This window comes from Actinokineospora sp., assembly GCF_050699995.1.
Lineage (GTDB): Bacteria > Actinomycetota > Actinomycetes > Mycobacteriales > Pseudonocardiaceae > Actinokineospora.
This window is the reverse complement of sequence record NZ_JBOHGC010000617.1, coordinates 1-17,398: the sequence shown is the minus strand read 5'-3', so window position 1 is coordinate 17,398 and position 17,398 is coordinate 1. Positions and strand designations below refer to the sequence as shown.

At 70.5% G+C, this 17,398-nt stretch carries 17 protein-coding genes; 16 read left to right on the top strand and 1 reads right to left on the bottom strand.

Translation table 11 applies throughout. From position 1 onward, the window contains the following. The 15 genes from ACRDSQ_RS29665 to ACRDSQ_RS29595 all read left to right on the top strand — a co-directional run. On the top strand, positions 1-1,282 hold a 1,282-nt coding region (locus ACRDSQ_RS29665), incomplete at its 5' end, for an RsmB/NOP family class I SAM-dependent RNA methyltransferase (protein ID WP_431425629.1). Further along, the gene (locus ACRDSQ_RS29660; RefSeq protein WP_431425628.1) at positions 1,279-1,800 is read left to right on the top strand and encodes a flavoprotein; all 522 of its coding nucleotides are present in this window, start codon (positions 1,279-1,281) and stop codon (positions 1,798-1,800) included. The genes ACRDSQ_RS29665 and ACRDSQ_RS29660, both read left to right, overlap by 4 nt. Positions 1,801-1,843: 43 nt before the next feature. Beyond that, positions 1,844-2,827, top strand: a complete 984-nt coding sequence (locus ACRDSQ_RS29655) for an asparaginase (RefSeq protein ID WP_431425627.1) — start codon at positions 1,844-1,846, stop codon at positions 2,825-2,827. A 12-nt stretch (positions 2,828-2,839) separates the two neighbouring features. Further along, entirely contained in the window at positions 2,840-3,487 is a 648-nt protein-coding gene (locus tag ACRDSQ_RS29650; protein WP_431425626.1) for an O-methyltransferase, read from the top strand. Next, entirely contained in the window at positions 3,484-4,065 is a 582-nt protein-coding gene (locus ACRDSQ_RS29645; protein ID WP_431425625.1) for a hypothetical protein, read from the top strand. Before ACRDSQ_RS29650 ends, ACRDSQ_RS29645 begins: the two co-directional genes overlap by 4 nt. A gap of 142 nt (positions 4,066-4,207) precedes the next feature. Next, entirely contained in the window at positions 4,208-4,441 is a 234-nt protein-coding gene (locus tag ACRDSQ_RS29640) for a hypothetical protein (RefSeq protein ID WP_431425624.1), read from the top strand. A 133-nt stretch (positions 4,442-4,574) separates the two neighbouring features. Beyond that, on the top strand, positions 4,575-5,591 hold the full coding sequence (argC, locus tag ACRDSQ_RS29635; protein ID WP_431425623.1) for an N-acetyl-gamma-glutamyl-phosphate reductase: 1,017 nt from the start codon (positions 4,575-4,577) through the stop codon (positions 5,589-5,591). Between the two features lie 2 nt (positions 5,592-5,593). Further along, positions 5,594-6,766, top strand: a complete 1,173-nt coding sequence (gene argJ / locus ACRDSQ_RS29630) for a bifunctional glutamate N-acetyltransferase/amino-acid acetyltransferase ArgJ (RefSeq protein WP_431425630.1) — start codon at positions 5,594-5,596, stop codon at positions 6,764-6,766. Then, positions 6,763-7,644, top strand: coding sequence for an acetylglutamate kinase (gene argB, locus ACRDSQ_RS29625; protein WP_431425621.1), 882 nt, complete (start codon positions 6,763-6,765; stop codon positions 7,642-7,644). The genes argJ and argB overlap by 4 nt, the downstream gene beginning before the upstream one ends. Next, entirely contained in the window at positions 7,641-8,831 is a 1,191-nt protein-coding gene (locus ACRDSQ_RS29620) for an acetylornithine transaminase (protein ID WP_431425619.1), read from the top strand. The genes argB and ACRDSQ_RS29620 overlap by 4 nt, the downstream gene beginning before the upstream one ends. A 3-nt stretch (positions 8,832-8,834) precedes the next feature. Next, on the top strand, positions 8,835-9,755 hold the full coding sequence (argF, locus tag ACRDSQ_RS29615; protein ID WP_431425617.1) for an ornithine carbamoyltransferase: 921 nt from the start codon (positions 8,835-8,837) through the stop codon (positions 9,753-9,755). Then, positions 9,752-10,300, top strand: a complete 549-nt coding sequence (locus ACRDSQ_RS29610; protein WP_431425616.1) for an arginine repressor — start codon at positions 9,752-9,754, stop codon at positions 10,298-10,300. The genes argF and ACRDSQ_RS29610 overlap by 4 nt, the downstream gene beginning before the upstream one ends. Next, on the top strand, positions 10,293-11,489 hold the full coding sequence (locus ACRDSQ_RS29605) for an argininosuccinate synthase (protein ID WP_431425614.1): 1,197 nt from the start codon (positions 10,293-10,295) through the stop codon (positions 11,487-11,489). Before ACRDSQ_RS29610 ends, ACRDSQ_RS29605 begins: the two co-directional genes overlap by 8 nt. A gap of 25 nt (positions 11,490-11,514) precedes the next feature. Then, positions 11,515-12,945 carry an argininosuccinate lyase gene (gene argH, locus ACRDSQ_RS29600; protein ID WP_431425612.1) on the top strand — a complete coding sequence of 477 codons (1,431 nt, stop codon included), beginning with the start codon at positions 11,515-11,517 and terminating at the stop codon, positions 12,943-12,945. Further along, positions 12,915-13,550 carry a DNA-3-methyladenine glycosylase gene (locus ACRDSQ_RS29595; protein WP_431425610.1) on the top strand — a complete coding sequence of 212 codons (636 nt, stop codon included), beginning with the start codon at positions 12,915-12,917 and terminating at the stop codon, positions 13,548-13,550. Before argH ends, ACRDSQ_RS29595 begins: the two co-directional genes overlap by 31 nt. 53 nt (positions 13,551-13,603) lie before the next feature. Here the strand turns inward: ACRDSQ_RS29595 and ACRDSQ_RS29590 are convergent, their stop codons facing one another. Beyond that, on the bottom strand, positions 13,604-15,442 hold the full coding sequence (locus ACRDSQ_RS29590) for a bifunctional metallophosphatase/5'-nucleotidase (RefSeq protein WP_431425609.1): 1,839 nt from the start codon (positions 15,440-15,442) through the stop codon (positions 13,604-13,606). A gap of 160 nt (positions 15,443-15,602) precedes the next feature. On the opposite strand from ACRDSQ_RS29590, the gene tyrS reads away from it, so the two are divergent. Beyond that, positions 15,603-16,886: a tyrosine--tRNA ligase gene (gene tyrS, locus ACRDSQ_RS29585; protein WP_431425607.1), complete on the top strand. Its 1,284-nt coding sequence runs from the start codon at positions 15,603-15,605 to the stop codon at positions 16,884-16,886. The last annotated feature ends 512 nt before the right edge of the window (positions 16,887-17,398 follow it).

The following is a 17,398-nucleotide window of genomic DNA, read 5'->3' as shown; positions in this document are numbered from 1 at the left end:
CGCCTACGCCAACCTCGTGCTGCCCAAGCTGCTGCGCGACCGCCGCATCTCCGGCCGCGACGCCGCGCTCGCCACTGAACTGACCTACGGCACGTGCCGCGCGATGGGTCTCATCGATGACATCCTCGCCGAGTGCATCGACCGGCCGCTGTCCAAAGTGGAGCCGCTCCTGCTCGACTCGCTCCGCCTGGGCGCCTACCAGCTGCTGCGCACCCGCATTCCGGCCCACGCCGCCGTGGCGTCCACTGTGGACATGGTGCGCGCCGACCAGGGCTCGCGGGCCACGGGCTTCGTCAACGCCGTGCTGCGCAAGGTGTCGGAGAAGGACGAGAGCGCCTGGCTCGACCAGCTCGCCCCCGACGCGGGCGAGGACCCGGTCGGCAATCTCGCTGCCCGCAACGCCCACCCGCGCTGGATCGCCCGCGCCTTCGCCGACGCCCTCGGCACCACGGGCGAGGAGCTGTCGGATGCTTTGCGCGCCGACGACGAGCGCCCGGCCGTGCACCTTGTCGCCCGTCCGGGCGAGGTCAGCGCCGACGAACTGGCCGCGATGACCGGCGGCGACGTCGCCCCGTACTCGCCCTACGGTGTCCGCCTCGACGCGGGCGCGGGCGACCCCGGCGACCTCGACCCGGTCAAGGAGAAGCTCGCCGGCGTGCAGGACGAGGGCAGCCAGCTGTGCGCGCTGGCGCTGACGCGACCGGAGGTCGAGGGCTCCGACCTGCGCTGGCTCGACCTGTGCGCGGGCCCCGGCGGCAAGGCGGCGCTCCTGGGTGCCCTCGCCGCGATCAACGGCGGAACCCTTGACGCTGTCGAGAAGGCGCCGCACCGCGCGAAGCTGATCGAGCGCATCACCTCGGGGATGCCGGTCAAGATCCACGTCGCCGACGGCCGGTCCCCAGGCTTGGAACCGGGCTCCTACGACCGTGTCCTGGTCGACGCCCCGTGCACCGGCCTCGGCGCCCTGCGGCGCAGGCCCGAGGCCCGCTGGCGCAGGCAGCCGTCGGACGTCGGCGACCTGACCCGCCTGCAGAGCGCGCTGCTGACCAGCGCCCTCAACCTGGTCCGCCCCGGCGGGGTCGTGGCGTACGTGGTGTGTTCCCCGCACCTCGCCGAGACCATCGGCGTGGTCTCCGACGTGGTCCGCCGCACCGGCGTGACCCCGATCGACGCCCGCGAGTTCTTCCCCGACGTTCCCGACCTCGGCATCGGCCCGTACGTGCAGCTCTGGCCGCACCGCCACGGCACCGACGCCATGTTCTGCGCGCTGCTCCGGCGATGAGAACCCTCGGCCTGGTCTCGGCGGCGGGCTACGGGGTCGACCAGCGTTTACGGGTCGAGCTCGCCGAGCCCGCCGTCAAAGCGGGCTGGCGCCTGGCGATCACGCTGACCCCCACCGCGGCCCGCTGGATGGACGCGGCGGGGGAGACCCTGCGACTGCAGGCACTCACGGAGCTCCCGTTGCGCAGCACCGGCCGCCTCCCCTCGCAGCCGAAGCCCTACCCGACCCCGGACGCGTTCCTCTTCGTCCCGGCGACCGCGAACTCGCTGGCCAAGCTGGCCTTGGGCATCGCCGACAACCAGGCCCTCACCGCGTTGGGCGAGGCCCTCGGCACCCCCGGCGTCCGCGTGGTCATCCGCCCCCAAGCCGACCCGGCCCAACGCGCCCACCCCCGCTGGCAGTCCCACGTCGACACCCTGACCACCGCAGGCGCCCACATCTCCGACGCCGCCTCCCAGGACCCCTGGACCCCACTCCTGGACCTCCTAAACCCGCGAGTCGCACATTCAGGCAAGTGAGTCGCACGTTCAGGCAAATGAGTTCGACATTCGTGGAGGAATCGTGAGGCCCAGAGTCGCGATCATCGCCATGGGCGGAACCATCGCCATGGCACCCAGCGCGAGCGGCGGTGTCGTCCCGGCCCTCGGTGCCGATGAGCTGATCGCCGCCGTCCCCGGCCTGGCCGACCTCGGCGTGGACCTCACCGCCAGCACCCTCCGCTCACTCCCCAGCCCCTCGCTGGGCTTCGACGACCTCACCGCCCTGAGCCACGCCGTCCGCGAGGAGATCGCAGGCGGCGCGACCGGCGTCGTCGTCACCCACGGCACCGACACGATCGAGGAGACCGCCCTCTTCCTCGACCTCACCGTCGACAGCCCCGCACCCGTGGTCGTCACCGGCGCCATGCGCGCCCCGGCCTCCGCGGGCGCCGACGGCCCGGCCAACCTCTATGCCGCCATCCGGGTCGCCCTGTCGGACGAGGCACGCGGGCTGGGCTGCCTGGTCGTCATGTCCGACGAGGTCCACGGCGCCCGCTTCGTCCGCAAGAGCCACACCAGCAGCACCGGCGCGTTCGTCTCGCCCGGTTTCGGCCCCCTCGGCCTCATCGTCGAAGGCGAACCCCGCCTGCGCGGCACCCCGCGCATCGACCTGGTCCTGCCCGCCACCGACAAGATCTCCGCCCTGCGCGTCGCCCTGGTCACCGTGACCCTCGGCGACGACGGCGAACTCCTGCGCCGGGCGGGCGACGCGTTCGACGGCATCGTCATCGCCGGTCTCGGCGCCGGTCACGTGCCCGCGGGCATGGTCCCGCTGGTCGCCGACTTCGCCCACCGCGTCCCTGTGGTGCTTGCTTCGCGAACCGGCTCCGGCTCGGTCCTGCGCGCGACCTACGGATACCCGGGTTCCGAGCGCGACCTGTTCGACCGTGGACTCATTCACGCGGGCTTCCTCGACCCGGCGAAAGCACGCATCCTCTTGCAGCTGCTCCTGGCCGACGGCGCCGACCGCGAAAGGCTCATCGCGACGTTCGAGCTCTATCGGTAGTTGAATGGCGCCATGGACATCCTCAATCCCGCCATCAGCGACTACCTGCTGGCCCACTCCACCCCCGCGGACGATCTCCTGCGGGACCTCGCCGCCGAGACCGTCGACGCGTACCCGGACGCGGCCGTCATGCAGATCTCGCACGACGAGGGCGAGTTCTTCACCATGCTGGTGCGCATGCTCGGCGCGAAGAACGCCGTCGAGGTCGGCGTGTTCACCGGCTACTCCTCGATCTGCGTGGCCCGCGGCCTGGCCGACGGCGGCAAGCTGATCGCCTGCGACGTCAGCGAGGAATGGACGTCGATCGCCCGCAAGTACTGGGAGCGCGCGGGCCTCACCGACCGCATCGACCTGCGCATCGCCCCCGCCATCGAGACCCTGCGCGCCCTGCCCACCGACCCGGTGATCGACTTCGCGTTCGTCGACGCCGACAAGGAGGGCTACCCGGACTACTACGCCGAGCTGGTCCCACGCATGCGCCCCGGCGGAGTCATCGCACTCGACAACGTCCTGCGCTCCGGCCGCGTCGTCGACGACTCCGCCCAGGAACCGGCCGACATCGCGATCCGCCGCATCAACGACATCGTCGTCGCCGACGACCGCGTCGACAGCGTCATGCTCCCCCTGCGTGACGGCGTGACCCTCGCCCGCAAGAAGTGATCGACGAGGTCCGCGGGCGAGCCGACACCGGCGACTGGGAAGCCCAGCGCGAACTGCCCGGTCTGCTGATCACCCACGGCCTCTTCGACGAACTCCGCGCCCGGGCGGACGGCGGCGACCCGACGTCCGCCCGGCTGTGGATCAAGCTCCTCGAACTCCTCAACCGCACCGAAGACCTCCGAGCACGGGGCTCGCTGGGCGTGGGCGCACTGTCCCGGTTCCTCGCGAAACAAGGCCGCCTGGACGAACTGCGCGCACTCGCCGCCGAGTCGCAGCAAGCGATGCCTGCCCTGGTCACCACCCTGGGCAACCGCCACGCGGCGAGCAAACTGGCGGAGATCGTCGCCGACCGCGGCGACGAGGCCGCCCTCAGCGCACGTGCCGACGCGGGCGACGACACCGCCGCCCGCACACTCGACCACCTGCTGCACACCCAACGCCGCCACGAGGCGCTACATGCCCGCGCGGAGGCAGGCGACACCTACGCGGCGAGCCTCCCGCCGCCACCGTTCCCGACGACGACACCCTTCGCTCCCGCGCGCAGGCAGGCGATCTCACCGCGCTGCATCAGTGGATGAACCGGCTCGTCGAACGCCAGGACATAGACCAACTCCGCGAACTCGACCACGACCACGCCCGCCACGCCTCGGACACCTGCTGTCGGCGCTGGGTCGCGAAGACGAACTCCGCGCCCGCGCCGAGGCCGACCTCCCCTTCGCCGTGGACGCCTGGACGGAGCACCTCGCCAAAGCGGGCAGAGACGACGAACTGCGCGACTTCGTCGACCGCACCGGCCGCGGCCGGTGGCGCCTGGCTGAATTCCTCCTGGAGCGCGGCCTCTTCGCCGAACTCGTCCACCGCGCGCGCCAAGGCGACCGCCACGCCGGGGGGAAACTCCGATTCCACCTGGACCCACCGTTCGACGACAACCCCGAGAACCGCATCCGCCCGTAGCGTCGCCCCGCCGTCAGCCGGGCACACGCGGAATCGCCTTGACCACCTTCAGCGCGATCCCCTCGCTGTGGCGGTCACCACGGTCGAGTGAAACCGTTTGAGTGAGTTTGCATCAGAGTGCATAATCATCCGTATGAAGGTTCGGATCGCCGTCGCGGGCGCCAGTGGGTACGCCGGGGGAGAGCTCCTGCGGCTCCTGCTCGCACACCCAGACGTCGAGATCGGCGCGCTCACGGCGGGCGGCAACGCGGGGTCCAAGCTCGGTGAGCACCAGCCACACCTGCTGCCGCTGGCCGATCGCGTCCTGGAAGAGACCACAGCGGAGGTTCTCTCAGGCCACGACGTCGTCTTCCTCGCCCTGCCCCACGGCCACTCCGCCGCCATCGCCGCCCAGCTCGACGCGGGTGTCCTCGTCGTCGACTGCGGCGCCGACCACCGGCTGACCGACGCAGGCGCGTGGGACCGCTGGTACGGCGGCGACTACGCGGGCCACTGGCCCTACGGCCTCCCCGAACTCCCCGGCGCCCGCGAGACCCTGCGCCACGCGACCCGGGTCGCGGTGCCCGGCTGCTACCCGACGGTCAGCTCCCTCGCCCTCGCCCCCGCGATGGCGCTGGTCGAGCCCGAGGTCGTCGTGGTCGCCGTGTCCGGCACGTCCGGCGCGGGCAAGAGCCTCAAGCCCAACCTCCTCGGCTCCGAGGTCATGGGCTCGCTGAGCGCCTATGGCGTCGGCGGCGCCCACCGGCACACCCCGGAGATCACCCAGAACCTCAGCGCCGCGGCGGGCAAGCCGGTCGGTGTCTCGTTCACCCCGGTCCTCGCGCCGCTCCCGCGGGGCATCCTCGCCACCTGTAGCGCCCAGCTGATCGACCCGGCCGCCGACGTGCGCGGCGCCTACGAGAAGGCCTACGGCGACGAGCCGTTCGTCCACCTGCTCCCCGAGGGCCGCTGGCCCACCACGGCCGCGGTGCTCGGCTCCAACGCCGTGCAGCTGCAGGTCACCGTCGACGCCGACCTCGGCAGGCTCGTGGTCGTCGCCGCCATCGACAACCTCACCAAGGGCACGGCGGGCGCCGCCGTGCAGTCCATGAACATCGCGCTCGGCCTGCCGGAGACCACCGGCCTGTCCACTGTGGGAGTCGCACCGTGACCATCGACCGTGCCCAGGGCGTCGCGTCGGCGCAGGGGTTCCGCGCGGCGGGTGTCGCCGCCGGGATCAAGGCGAACGGCAAGCCCGACCTGACGCTGGTCGTCAACGACGGTCCCGCGACCCAGGCGGCCGGTGTGTTCACCCGCAACAAGGTCAAGGCCGCGCCCGTCCTCTGGTCGCAGCAGGTCCTGACCACCGGCAAGCTCAAGGCCGTCGTCCTCAACTCCGGCGGCGCCAACGCCTGCACCGGCCCGGAGGGCTTCCAGGACTCCCACGCCACCGCCGAGAAGGTCGCCGACGTCCTCGGCGTCGGCGCGATCGACGTCGCCGTCTGCTCCACCGGGCTCATCGGTGAGCGCCTCCCGATGGACGCCGTCCGCTCCGGCATCGACCTCGCCGCCAAGGAACTGGCCTCCGGTGCGGACGCGGGCCTCGCCGCCGCCACCGCCGTGATGACCACCGACACCGTGCCGAAGCAGACCGCGTTCACCCACGCCGACGGCTGGACCATCGGCGGGTTCGCGAAGGGCGCGGGCATGTGCGCGCCCAACATGGCCACGATGCTCTCGGTCATCACCTCCGACGCCCAGATCGACCCGGCCGCCGTCGAGCCCGCGCTGCGCACCGCGGTCGAGTTCACCTTCAACCGGCTCGACGTCGACGGCGGCACCTCCACCAACGACACCGTCCTGCTCCTGGTCTCCGGCGCGTCCGGGGTCGCGGTGTCCGAGGCCGAGTTCACCGAGGCGCTCAGCGCGGTCTGCGCCGACCTGGTCGCCCAGCTGCAGGCCGACGCCGAGGGCGTCACCAAGCACGTCACGATCACGGTCAACGGCGCCGCCACCGACAGCGAAGCGCTTGCCGCCGCGCGGATCGTCGCCCAGGACAACCTGTGCAAGACCGCGTTCTTCGCCTCCGACCCCAACTGGGGCCGCATCGCGATGGCCGTGGGCAACGCGCCGACCGACTTCGACCAGCAGAAGCTCGACATCACCATCAACGGTGTCACCGTGTGCCGGGCGGGCGGCCGGGGCGAGGACCGCTCCGCCGCCGACCTGACCGGCCGCGACATCGACGTGGTGATCGACCTGCACGCGGGCGAGGGCAGCGGGACGATTCTCACCACCGACCTGTCCCACGCTTACGTCGAAGAGAACAGCGCGTATTCGTCATGAACACCGCGTCCGAGAAAGCAGGCGTGCTCATCGAGGCACTGCCGTGGCTGCAGCGCTTCCACGGCGCGCTCGTGGTGGTCAAGTACGGCGGCAACGCCATGGTCGACGAGTCGCTCAAGCGCGCCTTCGCCGAGGACATGGTGTTCCTGCGGCTCGCGGGTCTGCGCCCGGTCGTCGTGCACGGCGGCGGCCCGCAGATCAGCGCCATGCTCAACCGGCTCGGCATCGAGGGCGAGTTCCAGGCGGGCCTGCGGGTCACCAACGCCGAGACCATGGACGTCGTGCGGATGGTCCTCACCGGCCAGGTCAGCCGCGAGCTGGTCGGCCTGATCAACCAGCACGGCCCGTACGCGGTCGGCATCTCCGGCGAGGACGCCCACCTGTTCACCGCTGAGCGCCGCACCGCCACGGTCGACGGCGTCGAGGTCGACCTCGGGCAGGTCGGCGACGTGGTGCACGTCAACCCCGAAGCCGTGATGGACATCGTCAACGCGGGCCGCATCCCGGTCGTGTCGACCGTCGCGCCCGACCGCGATGGCTTGCCGCACAACGTCAACGCCGACACCGCCGCCGCCGCGCTCGCTGTCGCGCTGGAGGCGGAGAAGCTCGTCGTGCTGACCGATGTCGAGGGCCTCTACGCCGACTGGCCCGACAAGTCGTCGCTGCTGCACGAGATCCGCGCGACCGAACTCGAAAAACTGTTGCCAGGCTTGGAAAGCGGCATGGTGCCGAAGATGGAGGCGTGCCTGCGCGCGGTCGTCGGCGGCGTGCCCAAGGCGCACGTCATCGACGGTCGGCTGGCGCACTCGGTGCTGCTCGAGGTGTTCACCAGCAGCGGTGTGGGGACCATGGTGCTGCCGGACGAGGGGGAGTCATGATCGAATCCAATGTGGACGGCCAGACGCGGTGGAAGTCCGCGCTGATGGACAACTACGGCACGCCGAAGCTGACCATCGTGCGCGGCGAGGGCTCGCGCGTGTGGGACGCCGACGGCAACCGCTACCTCGACCTGCTCAGCGGCATCGCGACCAACGCGCTCGGCCACGCGCACCCGGCCGTCGTCGAGGCCGTGACCAGCCAGATCGCCACCCTCGGCCACACCTCGAACCTCTACATCAACCAGCAGTCGGTGGAGCTGGCCGACGCGATCCTCGACGTCGCAGGCCTCACCGGCCAGGCCAAGGTGCTGTTCTGCAATTCCGGCGCCGAGGCCAACGAAGCCGCGTTCAAGCTCACCCGGCTCACCGGCAAGACCAAGATCATCGCCTGCGAGGGCGCCTTCCACGGCCGCACGATGGGCGCGCTCGCGCTCACCGGCCAGCCCGCCAAGCGCACCCCGTTCGAGCCGCTCGACGCCGGCGTCGTGCACATCCCGTTCGGCGACGTCGAGGCCCTGCGGTCCGCTGTGGACGATGACACCGCCGCGGTCTTCATCGAACCGATCCTCGGCGAGGGCGGCGTGGTCGTCGCCCCCGACGGCTACCTGCAGGCCGCCCGCGAGATCACCGCGAAGGCGGGCGCACTGCTCGTCCTCGACGAGGTGCAGACCGGTGTCGGCAGGCTCGGCCAGTGGTTCGCCTTCCAGCAGGCAGGCATCACCCCGGACATCATCACCCTCGCCAAGGGCCTCGGCGGCGGTCTCCCGCTCGGCGCGTGCGTCGGCATCGGCGCGGCGGCCGACCTGTTCGCCCCCGGACACCACGGCACCACCTTCGGCGGCAACCCGGTCTCGTGCGCCGCGGGCCTCGCGGTCCTGCGCACGATCGCCGCCGACGGCCTGCTCGACCACGTCGCCGCCCTCGGCAAGCACCTCACCGCCGGGATCGAAGACCTGCACCACCCGCTGGTCTCCGGTGTGCGCGGGCGCGGCCTGCTCCTCGGCGTCGGCCTGACCAAGCCGGTGTCCGCCGCCGTGTCCGCCGCCGCGCTGGACAAGGGATTCCTCGTCAACAACGTCCAGCCCGACGCGCTTCGGCTCGCCCCGCCGCTGATCCTCACCGACGCCGAGGCCGACGAATTCCTCTCGGCGCTGCCCGCCATCCTCGACACCGCACAGGAGAGCTGAACCATGGTCCGGCACTTCCTGCGCGACGACGATCTGTCCCCCGACGACCAGCGCGAGGTTCTCACCCTCGCGAAGGAGTTCAAGGGCGCGCCGCTGGCCAAGCGTCCGCTCGAAGGCCTGTCGGTCGCGACGATCTTCGAGAAGAACTCCACCCGCACCCGGCTGTCCTTCGAGGTCGGCATCCAGCAACTCGGCGGCCAGCCGATCGTCGTCGACGGCCGCACCATGCAGCTGGGTCGCGAAGAGACCATTGAGGACACTTCGCGGGTGCTGTCCCGCTACGTCGACATGGTCGCCTGGCGCACCTACGCGCAGAAGCGCATCGAGGCCATGGCCGCGGGCGCGAGCATCCCGGTGATCAACGCGCTGTCCGACGAGTTCCACCCCTGCCAGGTGCTCGCCGACCTGCAGACCATCGAGGAACGCCACGGCAAGCTCACCGGGCTCACCGCCACCTACCTCGGCGACGGCGCCAACAACATGTCCCACTCGATGCTGCTCGGCGGCGCCACCGCGGGCATGCACGTGCGGGTCGTCGCCCCCGAGGGCTTCCTGCCGCTCTCCGAGGTCATGCTCGACGCCAAGCGCCGGGCCGCCGAGACCGGCGGCAGCGTCACCCTGCTCACCGACCCGCACGCCGCGGTCGACGGCACCGACGTGCTCGTCACCGACACGTGGACGTCGATGGGCCAGGAGAACGACGGCAAAGACCGGGTCACCCCGTTCCGCAAGCTCCAGATCAACACCGAGCTGCTGGAGCGGGCCGCCCCCGGTGCGATCGTGCTGCACTGCCTGCCCGCGCACCGCGGCTGGGAGATCACCGACGAGGTGATCGACGGCCCCGCCAGCGCGGTGTGGGACGAAGCGGAGAACCGGCTGCACGCGCAGAAGGCACTCATGGCGTGGCTGGTGGCCAACCGATGACCGCCTCCGCCTCCACCAGAGCCGCCCGGCAGGCCCGCATCGTCGAGCTGGTGTCTGAGCGCGCCATCCGCAGCCAGACCGAACTGGCCACCCTGCTCGGCGCCGAAGGCATCGACGTCACCCAGGCGACGCTGTCACGCGACCTCGACGAACTCGGCGCCGTGAAGCTGCGCGGAGCCGACGGCGGCGCGCCGGTCTACGTCATCCCGGAAGACGGCAACCCCGTGCGCGGCGTCCAGGGCGGCACCGCCCGGCTGGTCCGGCTGCTCAGCGAGCTGCTGGTCTCCGCCGACAGCTCCGCGAACCTCGCGGTCCTGCGCACCCCGCCCGGCGCCGCCGGGTTCCTCGCCAGCGCGATCGACCGCGCCGCCCTCATCGACATCGTCGGCACGATCGCGGGCGACGACACCCTCATGGTGATCGTCCGCCCGCCGCTGTGCGGTCAGGACATGGCCCAGCGGTTCACCGCCATGGCCGCGCGCACCAGCAGCAATGGATCCACTGGATCACCAGACTTGCCAAAACAAGGAGAGAGCAATGAGTGACAGGGTGGTGTTGGCCTACTCGGGTGGGCTGGACACGTCGGTGGCCATCGGCTGGATCGCCGAGGAGACCGGTGCCGAGGTCGTCGCGGTCGCGGTGGACGTCGGCCAGGGCGGCGAAGACCTCGACACGATCCGCAAGCGCGCCCTTGAGTGCGGCGCCGTCGAAGCGGTCGTCGCCGACGCCCGCGACGAGTTCGCCGAGCAGTACTGCCTGCCCACGCTGCAGGCCAACGCGCTCTACATGGACCGCTACCCGCTGGTCTCGGCCATCTCGCGCCCGGTGATCGTCAAGCACCTCGTCGAGGCCGCCAAGTACCACGGCGCCACCACGGTCTCCCACGGCTGCACCGGAAAGGGCAACGACCAGGTCCGCTTCGAGGTCGGCATCGGCGCCCTCGCCCCCGACCTGAAGGTCATCGCCCCGGTCCGCGACTTCGCGTGGACCCGCGAGAAGGCCATCGCCTGGGCCGAGGACCGCAACCTGCCCATCGACGTGTCGAAGAAGTCGCCGTACTCCATCGACCAGAACGTCTGGGGCCGCGCCGTCGAGACCGGCTTCCTCGAGGACATCTGGAACTCCCCGATCGAGGACGTCTACGAGTACACCTCGAACCCGGCCGAGCCGCGCGACGCCGACGAGGTGGTCATCACCTTCGACAAGGGTGTCCCGGTCGCCATCGACGGCCAGACCGTCACCATGCTGCAGGCCATCCAGGAGCTCAACCGGCGCGCGGGCGCCCAGGGCATCGGCCGCATCGACATCGTCGAGGACCGCCTGGTCGGCATCAAGAGCCGCGAGGTCTACGAGGCCCCCGGCGCCATGGCGCTGATCACCGCGCACCAGGAACTCGAGAACGTCACCGTCGAGCGCGACCTGGCCCGCTTCAGGAAGACCGTGGCGCAGCGCTGGGCCGAACTGGTCTACGACGGCCTCTGGTTCTCCCCGCTGAAGTACGCCCTGGACGCGTTCATCGCCGAGACCCAGGAGTACGTCTCCGGCGATGTCCGCATGACCATGCACGGCGGCCGCGCGGTGGTCACGGGCCGCAAGTCGGACGTCTCGCTCTACGACTTCAACCTGGCCACCTACGACGAGGGCGACACCTTCGACCAGGGCCTGGCCAAGGGCTTCGTCCAGCTGTGGGGCCTGCCCAGCAAGATCGCCGCCAAGCGTTCGCAGCAGCACTGACCGAGTGTCAACCGAGAGGACGATCGTGAGCGAGCGGGAACCCACCGCGCTGTGGGGTGGGCGGTTCAGTTCCGGACCGGCCGAAGCCATGGCGGCCCTGAGCCTGTCGACCCATTTCGACTGGCGACTGGCCCGCTACGACCTCGCCGGTTCGCGAGCCCACGCCCGCGTCCTGCACGGCGCGAACCTGCTCACCGCGGACGAACTCCGCGGCATGATCGAGGCGCTGGACGTCCTGGAGGCCGACGTGGTCTCCGGGGCGTTCACCCCCGTCCTCGCCGACGAGGACGTCCACACCGCCCTCGAACGCGGCCTCATGGACCGCGCGGGCAAAGACCTCGGCGGCAAGCTCCGCGCGGGCCGGTCCCGCAACGACCAGATCGCCACCCTGTTCCGCATGTACCTGCGCGACGCCGCCCGGTTCATCGCGGGCGGTGTCCTCGACGTCGTCGAAGCCCTGCTGTTCCAGGCGCAGCGCCACCCCGACGCCGCCATGCCCGGTCGCACCCACCTGCAGCACGCCCAGCCCGTGCTGCTCGCGCACCACCTGCTGGCCCACACCCAGTCCCTCCTGCGCGACGTGGAACGCCTGCGCGACTGGGACAAGCGCGGCGCCGTCTCGCCCTACGGCTCCGGCGCGCTCGCCGGGTCCTCGCTGGGCCTCGACCCGGCCGCCATCGCCGCCGAACTCGGCTTCGACGCGCCCGCCGAGAACTCCATCGACGGCACCGCCTCGCGTGACTTCGCCGCGGAGTTCGCCTTCGCCGTGGCCATGCTCGGCGTCAACCTGTCCAGGATCGCCGAAGAAGTGATCATCTGGACCACCGCCGAATTCGCCTACGCGACCCTCGACGACGCCTGGGCCACCGGCAGCTCGATCATGCCGCAGAAGAAGAACCCCGACGTCGCCGAGCTGACCCGCGGCAAGTCCGGCAGGCTCATCGGCAACCTCACCGGCCTGCTCGCCACCCTCAAAGCGCAGCCGCTGGCCTACAACCGCGACCTGCCGGAGGACAAGGCGCCGGTCTTCGACTCCGTCGACCAGCTCAAACTCCTGCTCCCCGCGATCGCGGGCATGCTCTCCACCCTCACGTTCCACACCGACCGCCTCGCCGAACTGGCACCGGCCGGTTTCACCCTCGCCACCGACATCGCCGAATGGCTGGTGCGCGAAGGCGTCCCGTTCCGGGTCGCGCACGAAGCCGCGGGCGACTGCGTCCGCCGCGCCGAGGACAGGGGAGTGGGCCTGGCCGACCTGACCGACGCCGAACTCGCCGAGGTCAACCCCGCCCTCACCCCGAAGGTCCGCGAGGTCCTCACCGTCACCGGCTCCATCGCCTCGCGCGATGCGTACGGTGGAACCGCGCCCCAACGGGTCGCGGAACAGCGTGACCGTGTCGTGCGGCGAATCGAGGAGCACCGGACTTGGGCGGAACAGGCACCGACCGCGTCCTGACGCGAGCCGAACTCGCCGTAGACCCGGTCGTCGCAGCCCAGCGGTTGCTGGGCTGCGTCCTGGAATCGCGCACCGACGAGGGCACCGTCGCCATCCGCCTGGTCGAGGTCGAGGCCTACCGCGGCGGCGACGACCCGGCCTCACACTGCTACCGCGGCCGATCTCCACGCAACGACGTCATGTTCGGCCCGGCAGGCCACCTGTACGTGTATTTCGTCTACGGCATGCACTTCTGCGCCAACATCGTGTCCCTGACCGACGGCGTCCCCGGCGCAGTCCTCCTGCGGGCCGGGGAAGTCGTGTCCGGGGTGGACCTCGCCCGGCTGCGCCGCCCCGCCGCCCGCACGGACGCGGATCTGGCGAAAGGCCCCGCCAGGCTCACCACGGCCCTGGGTCTGCGCCGCCCCCACAACGGCGTCGACCTCACCGACCCGGCCTCACCGGTCCGCGTCCTCGCCGCCGACCCACTCCCCGCCGACACGATCCAGGTGGGCCCGCGAGTCGGTGTGGCGGTGGCGATGGACGTGCCATGGCGCTTCTGGGTCGAGGGATCACCCGCCGTCAGCGGCTACCGCCGAGGCGGCAAAACCCGCACCCGCACCTGAAGACGACCGTGCCCGGCTCGGTGGGCCGAGCCGGGCACGGTCGACAGCGACTATCAGGCGATCTTGGTGATCCGGTCCCGCGGGCCAGGAGCCACCGGCGCCGCGTTCGTCAGGTGCGCGACCAGCGCGTCCACGTCGAACCCGGGCGCGTACACCCGGCCCGTGCCCAGCGACAGCTTCGTGAACCCGTCCCCACCGTTGGCGAGGAAATCGTTCGACGTCACCTTGAAGCTCGCGGCCGGGTCGATCGCAACCCCGTTCAGCGACATCTGCGTCACCCGCGACCCAAGCGCCTGCGTGGTGTCGTAGGAGTACGCGAAACCGGCCGACACCTGCAGGAACTTCGTCGTCGTCTGTCCCGCGTACCCGGCGAACTGCTGCTCGAGCACGTCCTTGATCTGCGCGCCCGTCAGCGTCTGCGTCACGACCAGGTTGTTGAACGGCTGCACGGTGAACGCCTCGCCGTAGGTGACCTGGCCCGGCGCCTCACCGCCCGGCGAGAACGCGTAGCTGAGGTCCGCGCGGATGCCGCCCGGGTTCATCAGCGCGATCTGCGCCTGCTGCGAGCTGGTGTACGCCAGCTGCGCGTCCGCGATGACGTCGCCGAGGGCGGTCTCGCCCGCCGGGGTCGCGGCCCGCGTGATGTCGGCGGTGATGGACCCGACGATCTTGTTCGCCAACGGCGCGACAGCGGCCCGGTACTTGTCCACGATGGCCTTCGCGGTGGCGTTGACCAGAGCGGGGTTGCGGATGAAGTTGCCCTGCGCGTCCTTCGCCCACGTGCCGTCCGCGTTCTTGACACCGTTCTCCACGATGACGTTGCGCGCGGCGATGCTCGTGAACTTGCGGGTCTTGCGGTCCAGCTTGACGCCGATGTCGGTGACCAGCGTGCCGTTGGAGCCAGCGCTGGTGACCACGGTGTTCACGCCCGAGGAGTTCGGCAGCGCGCAGCTGTAGAAGCGGTGCGTGTGCCCGGAGACCACCAGTCCGTACGCGGGGTTCAGCCCGGCGACGATGTTGGTGATCGGCCCCGCGAAGTTCGCGCAGCTCGACGGGTCCTGCGGGGTGGGTGGGGCGTTCTGCGCGCCGCCCTCGTGGATCAGCAGCACCATCGACTTGATGCCGAGCTTGCCGAGCTGGTCGGCGTAGGAGTTCGCGGTCTCGACCTCGTCGAGGAAGTCCACGCTCTGGATGCCCGACGGGTTGACGATGCTGGGCGTGCCCTCGAGCGTCATGCCGACGAACGCCACCGGGACGCCCTGGACCATCTTGATCTCGTACGGCCGCAGGATCGGCTTGCGGGTCTGCTTGTCGACCACGTTCGCCGACAGGTAGCGGAAGTCCGCCCCCTCGAAGCCGTCGCCGTCCTGGCAGCCGTCGACCGGGTGGCAGCGGCCCTTCTGCAGCCGCTTGAGCTCGTCGACGCCCTCGTCGAACTCGTGGTTGCCGACCGAGGAGATGTTCAGGCCTAGCGCGCTGAGCACCTCGATCGTCGGCTCGTCGTGGAACGCGGCGCTGATCAGCGGGGTCGCGCCGACAAGGTCGCCCGCGCCGACGGTCAGCACCTTCTCGCCGGTCGCCTCGCCCTGGGCGCGCAACTGCTCCACATAGGTCGCGAGGTACTCCACGCCACCGGCGGGATTGCCGTTCACCAGGCCGCCGCTGCCGATGGGCGGTTCAAGCGCGCCGTGGAAGTCGTTGAAGCCCAGCAGCCTGCCCCGCGCGGTGCCCGCGGCCTTGTCCGCCGCGTAGTCGACCGTGACCGGCGACATGGGGGTCCACGCCTCGGCCTGGGGACCGCTGGACGGTGAGGTCAGCGGGATCGCGACCATGACGGCCGCGGCGAGCGCGACGGGCATGGCGTAGCGGAGAAGAGGTCTTGCACCTGGCACGGGTCGCCTCCAGTCGGGTCGAACAAGGATGTCGGCATCCTTCACCTGTATCGCCATCCAGGCATAGGTGTTGCCTAAGTGGACGGCGACAGTCAGGCGAACAACTGGGGCCAGGCAATCCGCTCGCGCCCAGGTAGGGGGTGTGCGGGAGGATGGCCCCGTGAGTGAGCACATTCTCGACGAGCTGTCCTGGCGCGGCCTGATCGCGCAGTCCACCGACCTCGACGCGCTGCGCCGGGATCTCGACGCGGGGCCGCTCACCCTCTATTGCGGGTTCGACCCGACCGCCCCCAGCCTGCACGCGGGCAACCTCGTCCCGCTGCTCATGCTGCGCCGCTTCCAGCGCGCCGGGCACCGGCCGATCGTCCTCGCGGGCGGGGCCACGGGCATGATCGGCGATCCGCGCGACACCGGTGAGCGCACGCTGAACACCACCGACGTCGTGGCCGAGTGGGCCGACCGGATCCGCGGTCAGCTGGAGCGCTTCGTCGAGTTCGACGACTCCCACGGGGAGGGCACGGACGCCGTCCTGGCGAACAACCTCGACTGGACCGGCGGCATGTCGGTCCTGGAGTTCCTGCGCGACGTCGGCAAGCACTTCTCGATCAACGTGATGCTCTCGCGCGAGACGGTCAAGCGCCGCCTTGAAGGCGACGGCATGTCCTACACGGAGTTCAGCTACCTGCTCTTGCAGTCGCACGACTACCTGCGGCTGCATCGCGCGCACGGATGCAAACTCCAGGTAGGCGGCTCCGACCAGTGGGGCAACATCATCGGCGGGGTGGACCTTGTCCGCCGCGTCGACGGCGAGTCCGTGCACGCGCTGACCGCGCCGCTGGTCACCGACGCGGAGGGGCGCAAGTTCGGCAAGTCCACCGGCGGCGGCAATGTCTGGCTCGACCCGGAGATGACCTCGCCGTTCGCCTGGTACCAGTACTTCGTGAACGTGGGCGACGCCGACGTCATCCGCTACCTGCGCCTGTTCACCTTCCTCGACCGCGAGGAGATCGAGGCGTTGGAGCGCGACACCGCGGAGCGCCCGCACCTGCGGGCCGCGCAGAAGCGGCTGGCCGAGGAGTTCACGACGCTGGTGCACGGCCAACACCAGACCGACCAGGTCGTGGCGGCCAGCCAGGCCCTGTTCGGTCGGGGCGAGTTCGGCGGTCTGGACCTGGGAACCCTGGAAGCGGCCATGTCCGAGGCGCCCACGGGCACCGCACGGCTGGCTGACGAGCCGACCATCGTCGACCTGCTTGTCGTGTCCGGCCTGGCCGACAGCAGGGGAGCGGCACGACGGACCGTCACCGAGGGCGGAGCGTACGTGAACAACGGCAAGGTCACCGACGAGGCGTGGACGCCGTCGAAGGAGGACCTGCTGCACGGGAAGTGGCTGGTCCTGCGCCGCGGCAAGCGCAACACCGCCGGTGTCGAGGTGCAGGGCTGACGCCTGTCGCAGGGCGGGCTTGGGTCCGTCCGAGTGGTCCCCCCGATGGCCGTCGATCCGCCTGGATCGGCGTTTCCGCAGGTCAGCGGCTTGTGGCGGCTTCTCGGAAGAAAGTTGATGTGATCGCCGTCACATTCACACCGGAGATCGGGTGGGTTACGTTGGTTCTACAGCCCACACGGGGGCGGTGACCTGCGGTTTCCGCCCGTGATGGGCACCTGGGGGTGCGATTTGACCCCAGGTTTGGCCCCGTGTAACTTTATCCAAGTCAGCGCGGAACGAGCCGGTCAGACCGGAGCGGAGCCTGACGCAGGGGGTCGCGAACCAAGCTCTCACCGGATGGTGATAGAGTGGGCGACCTGCCAAAGAAACAAAAACTTGCTAGGCAATACCAGCCTCTGATGCTGTCGCTCCTTACCGGGGTGGTTAATTCGGATGTGCGTGTGTTGTTTGAGAACTCAACAGTGTGCCGATTTAAGCCAGTAGAGCTTAAATATAGAACCCCTTAGTGG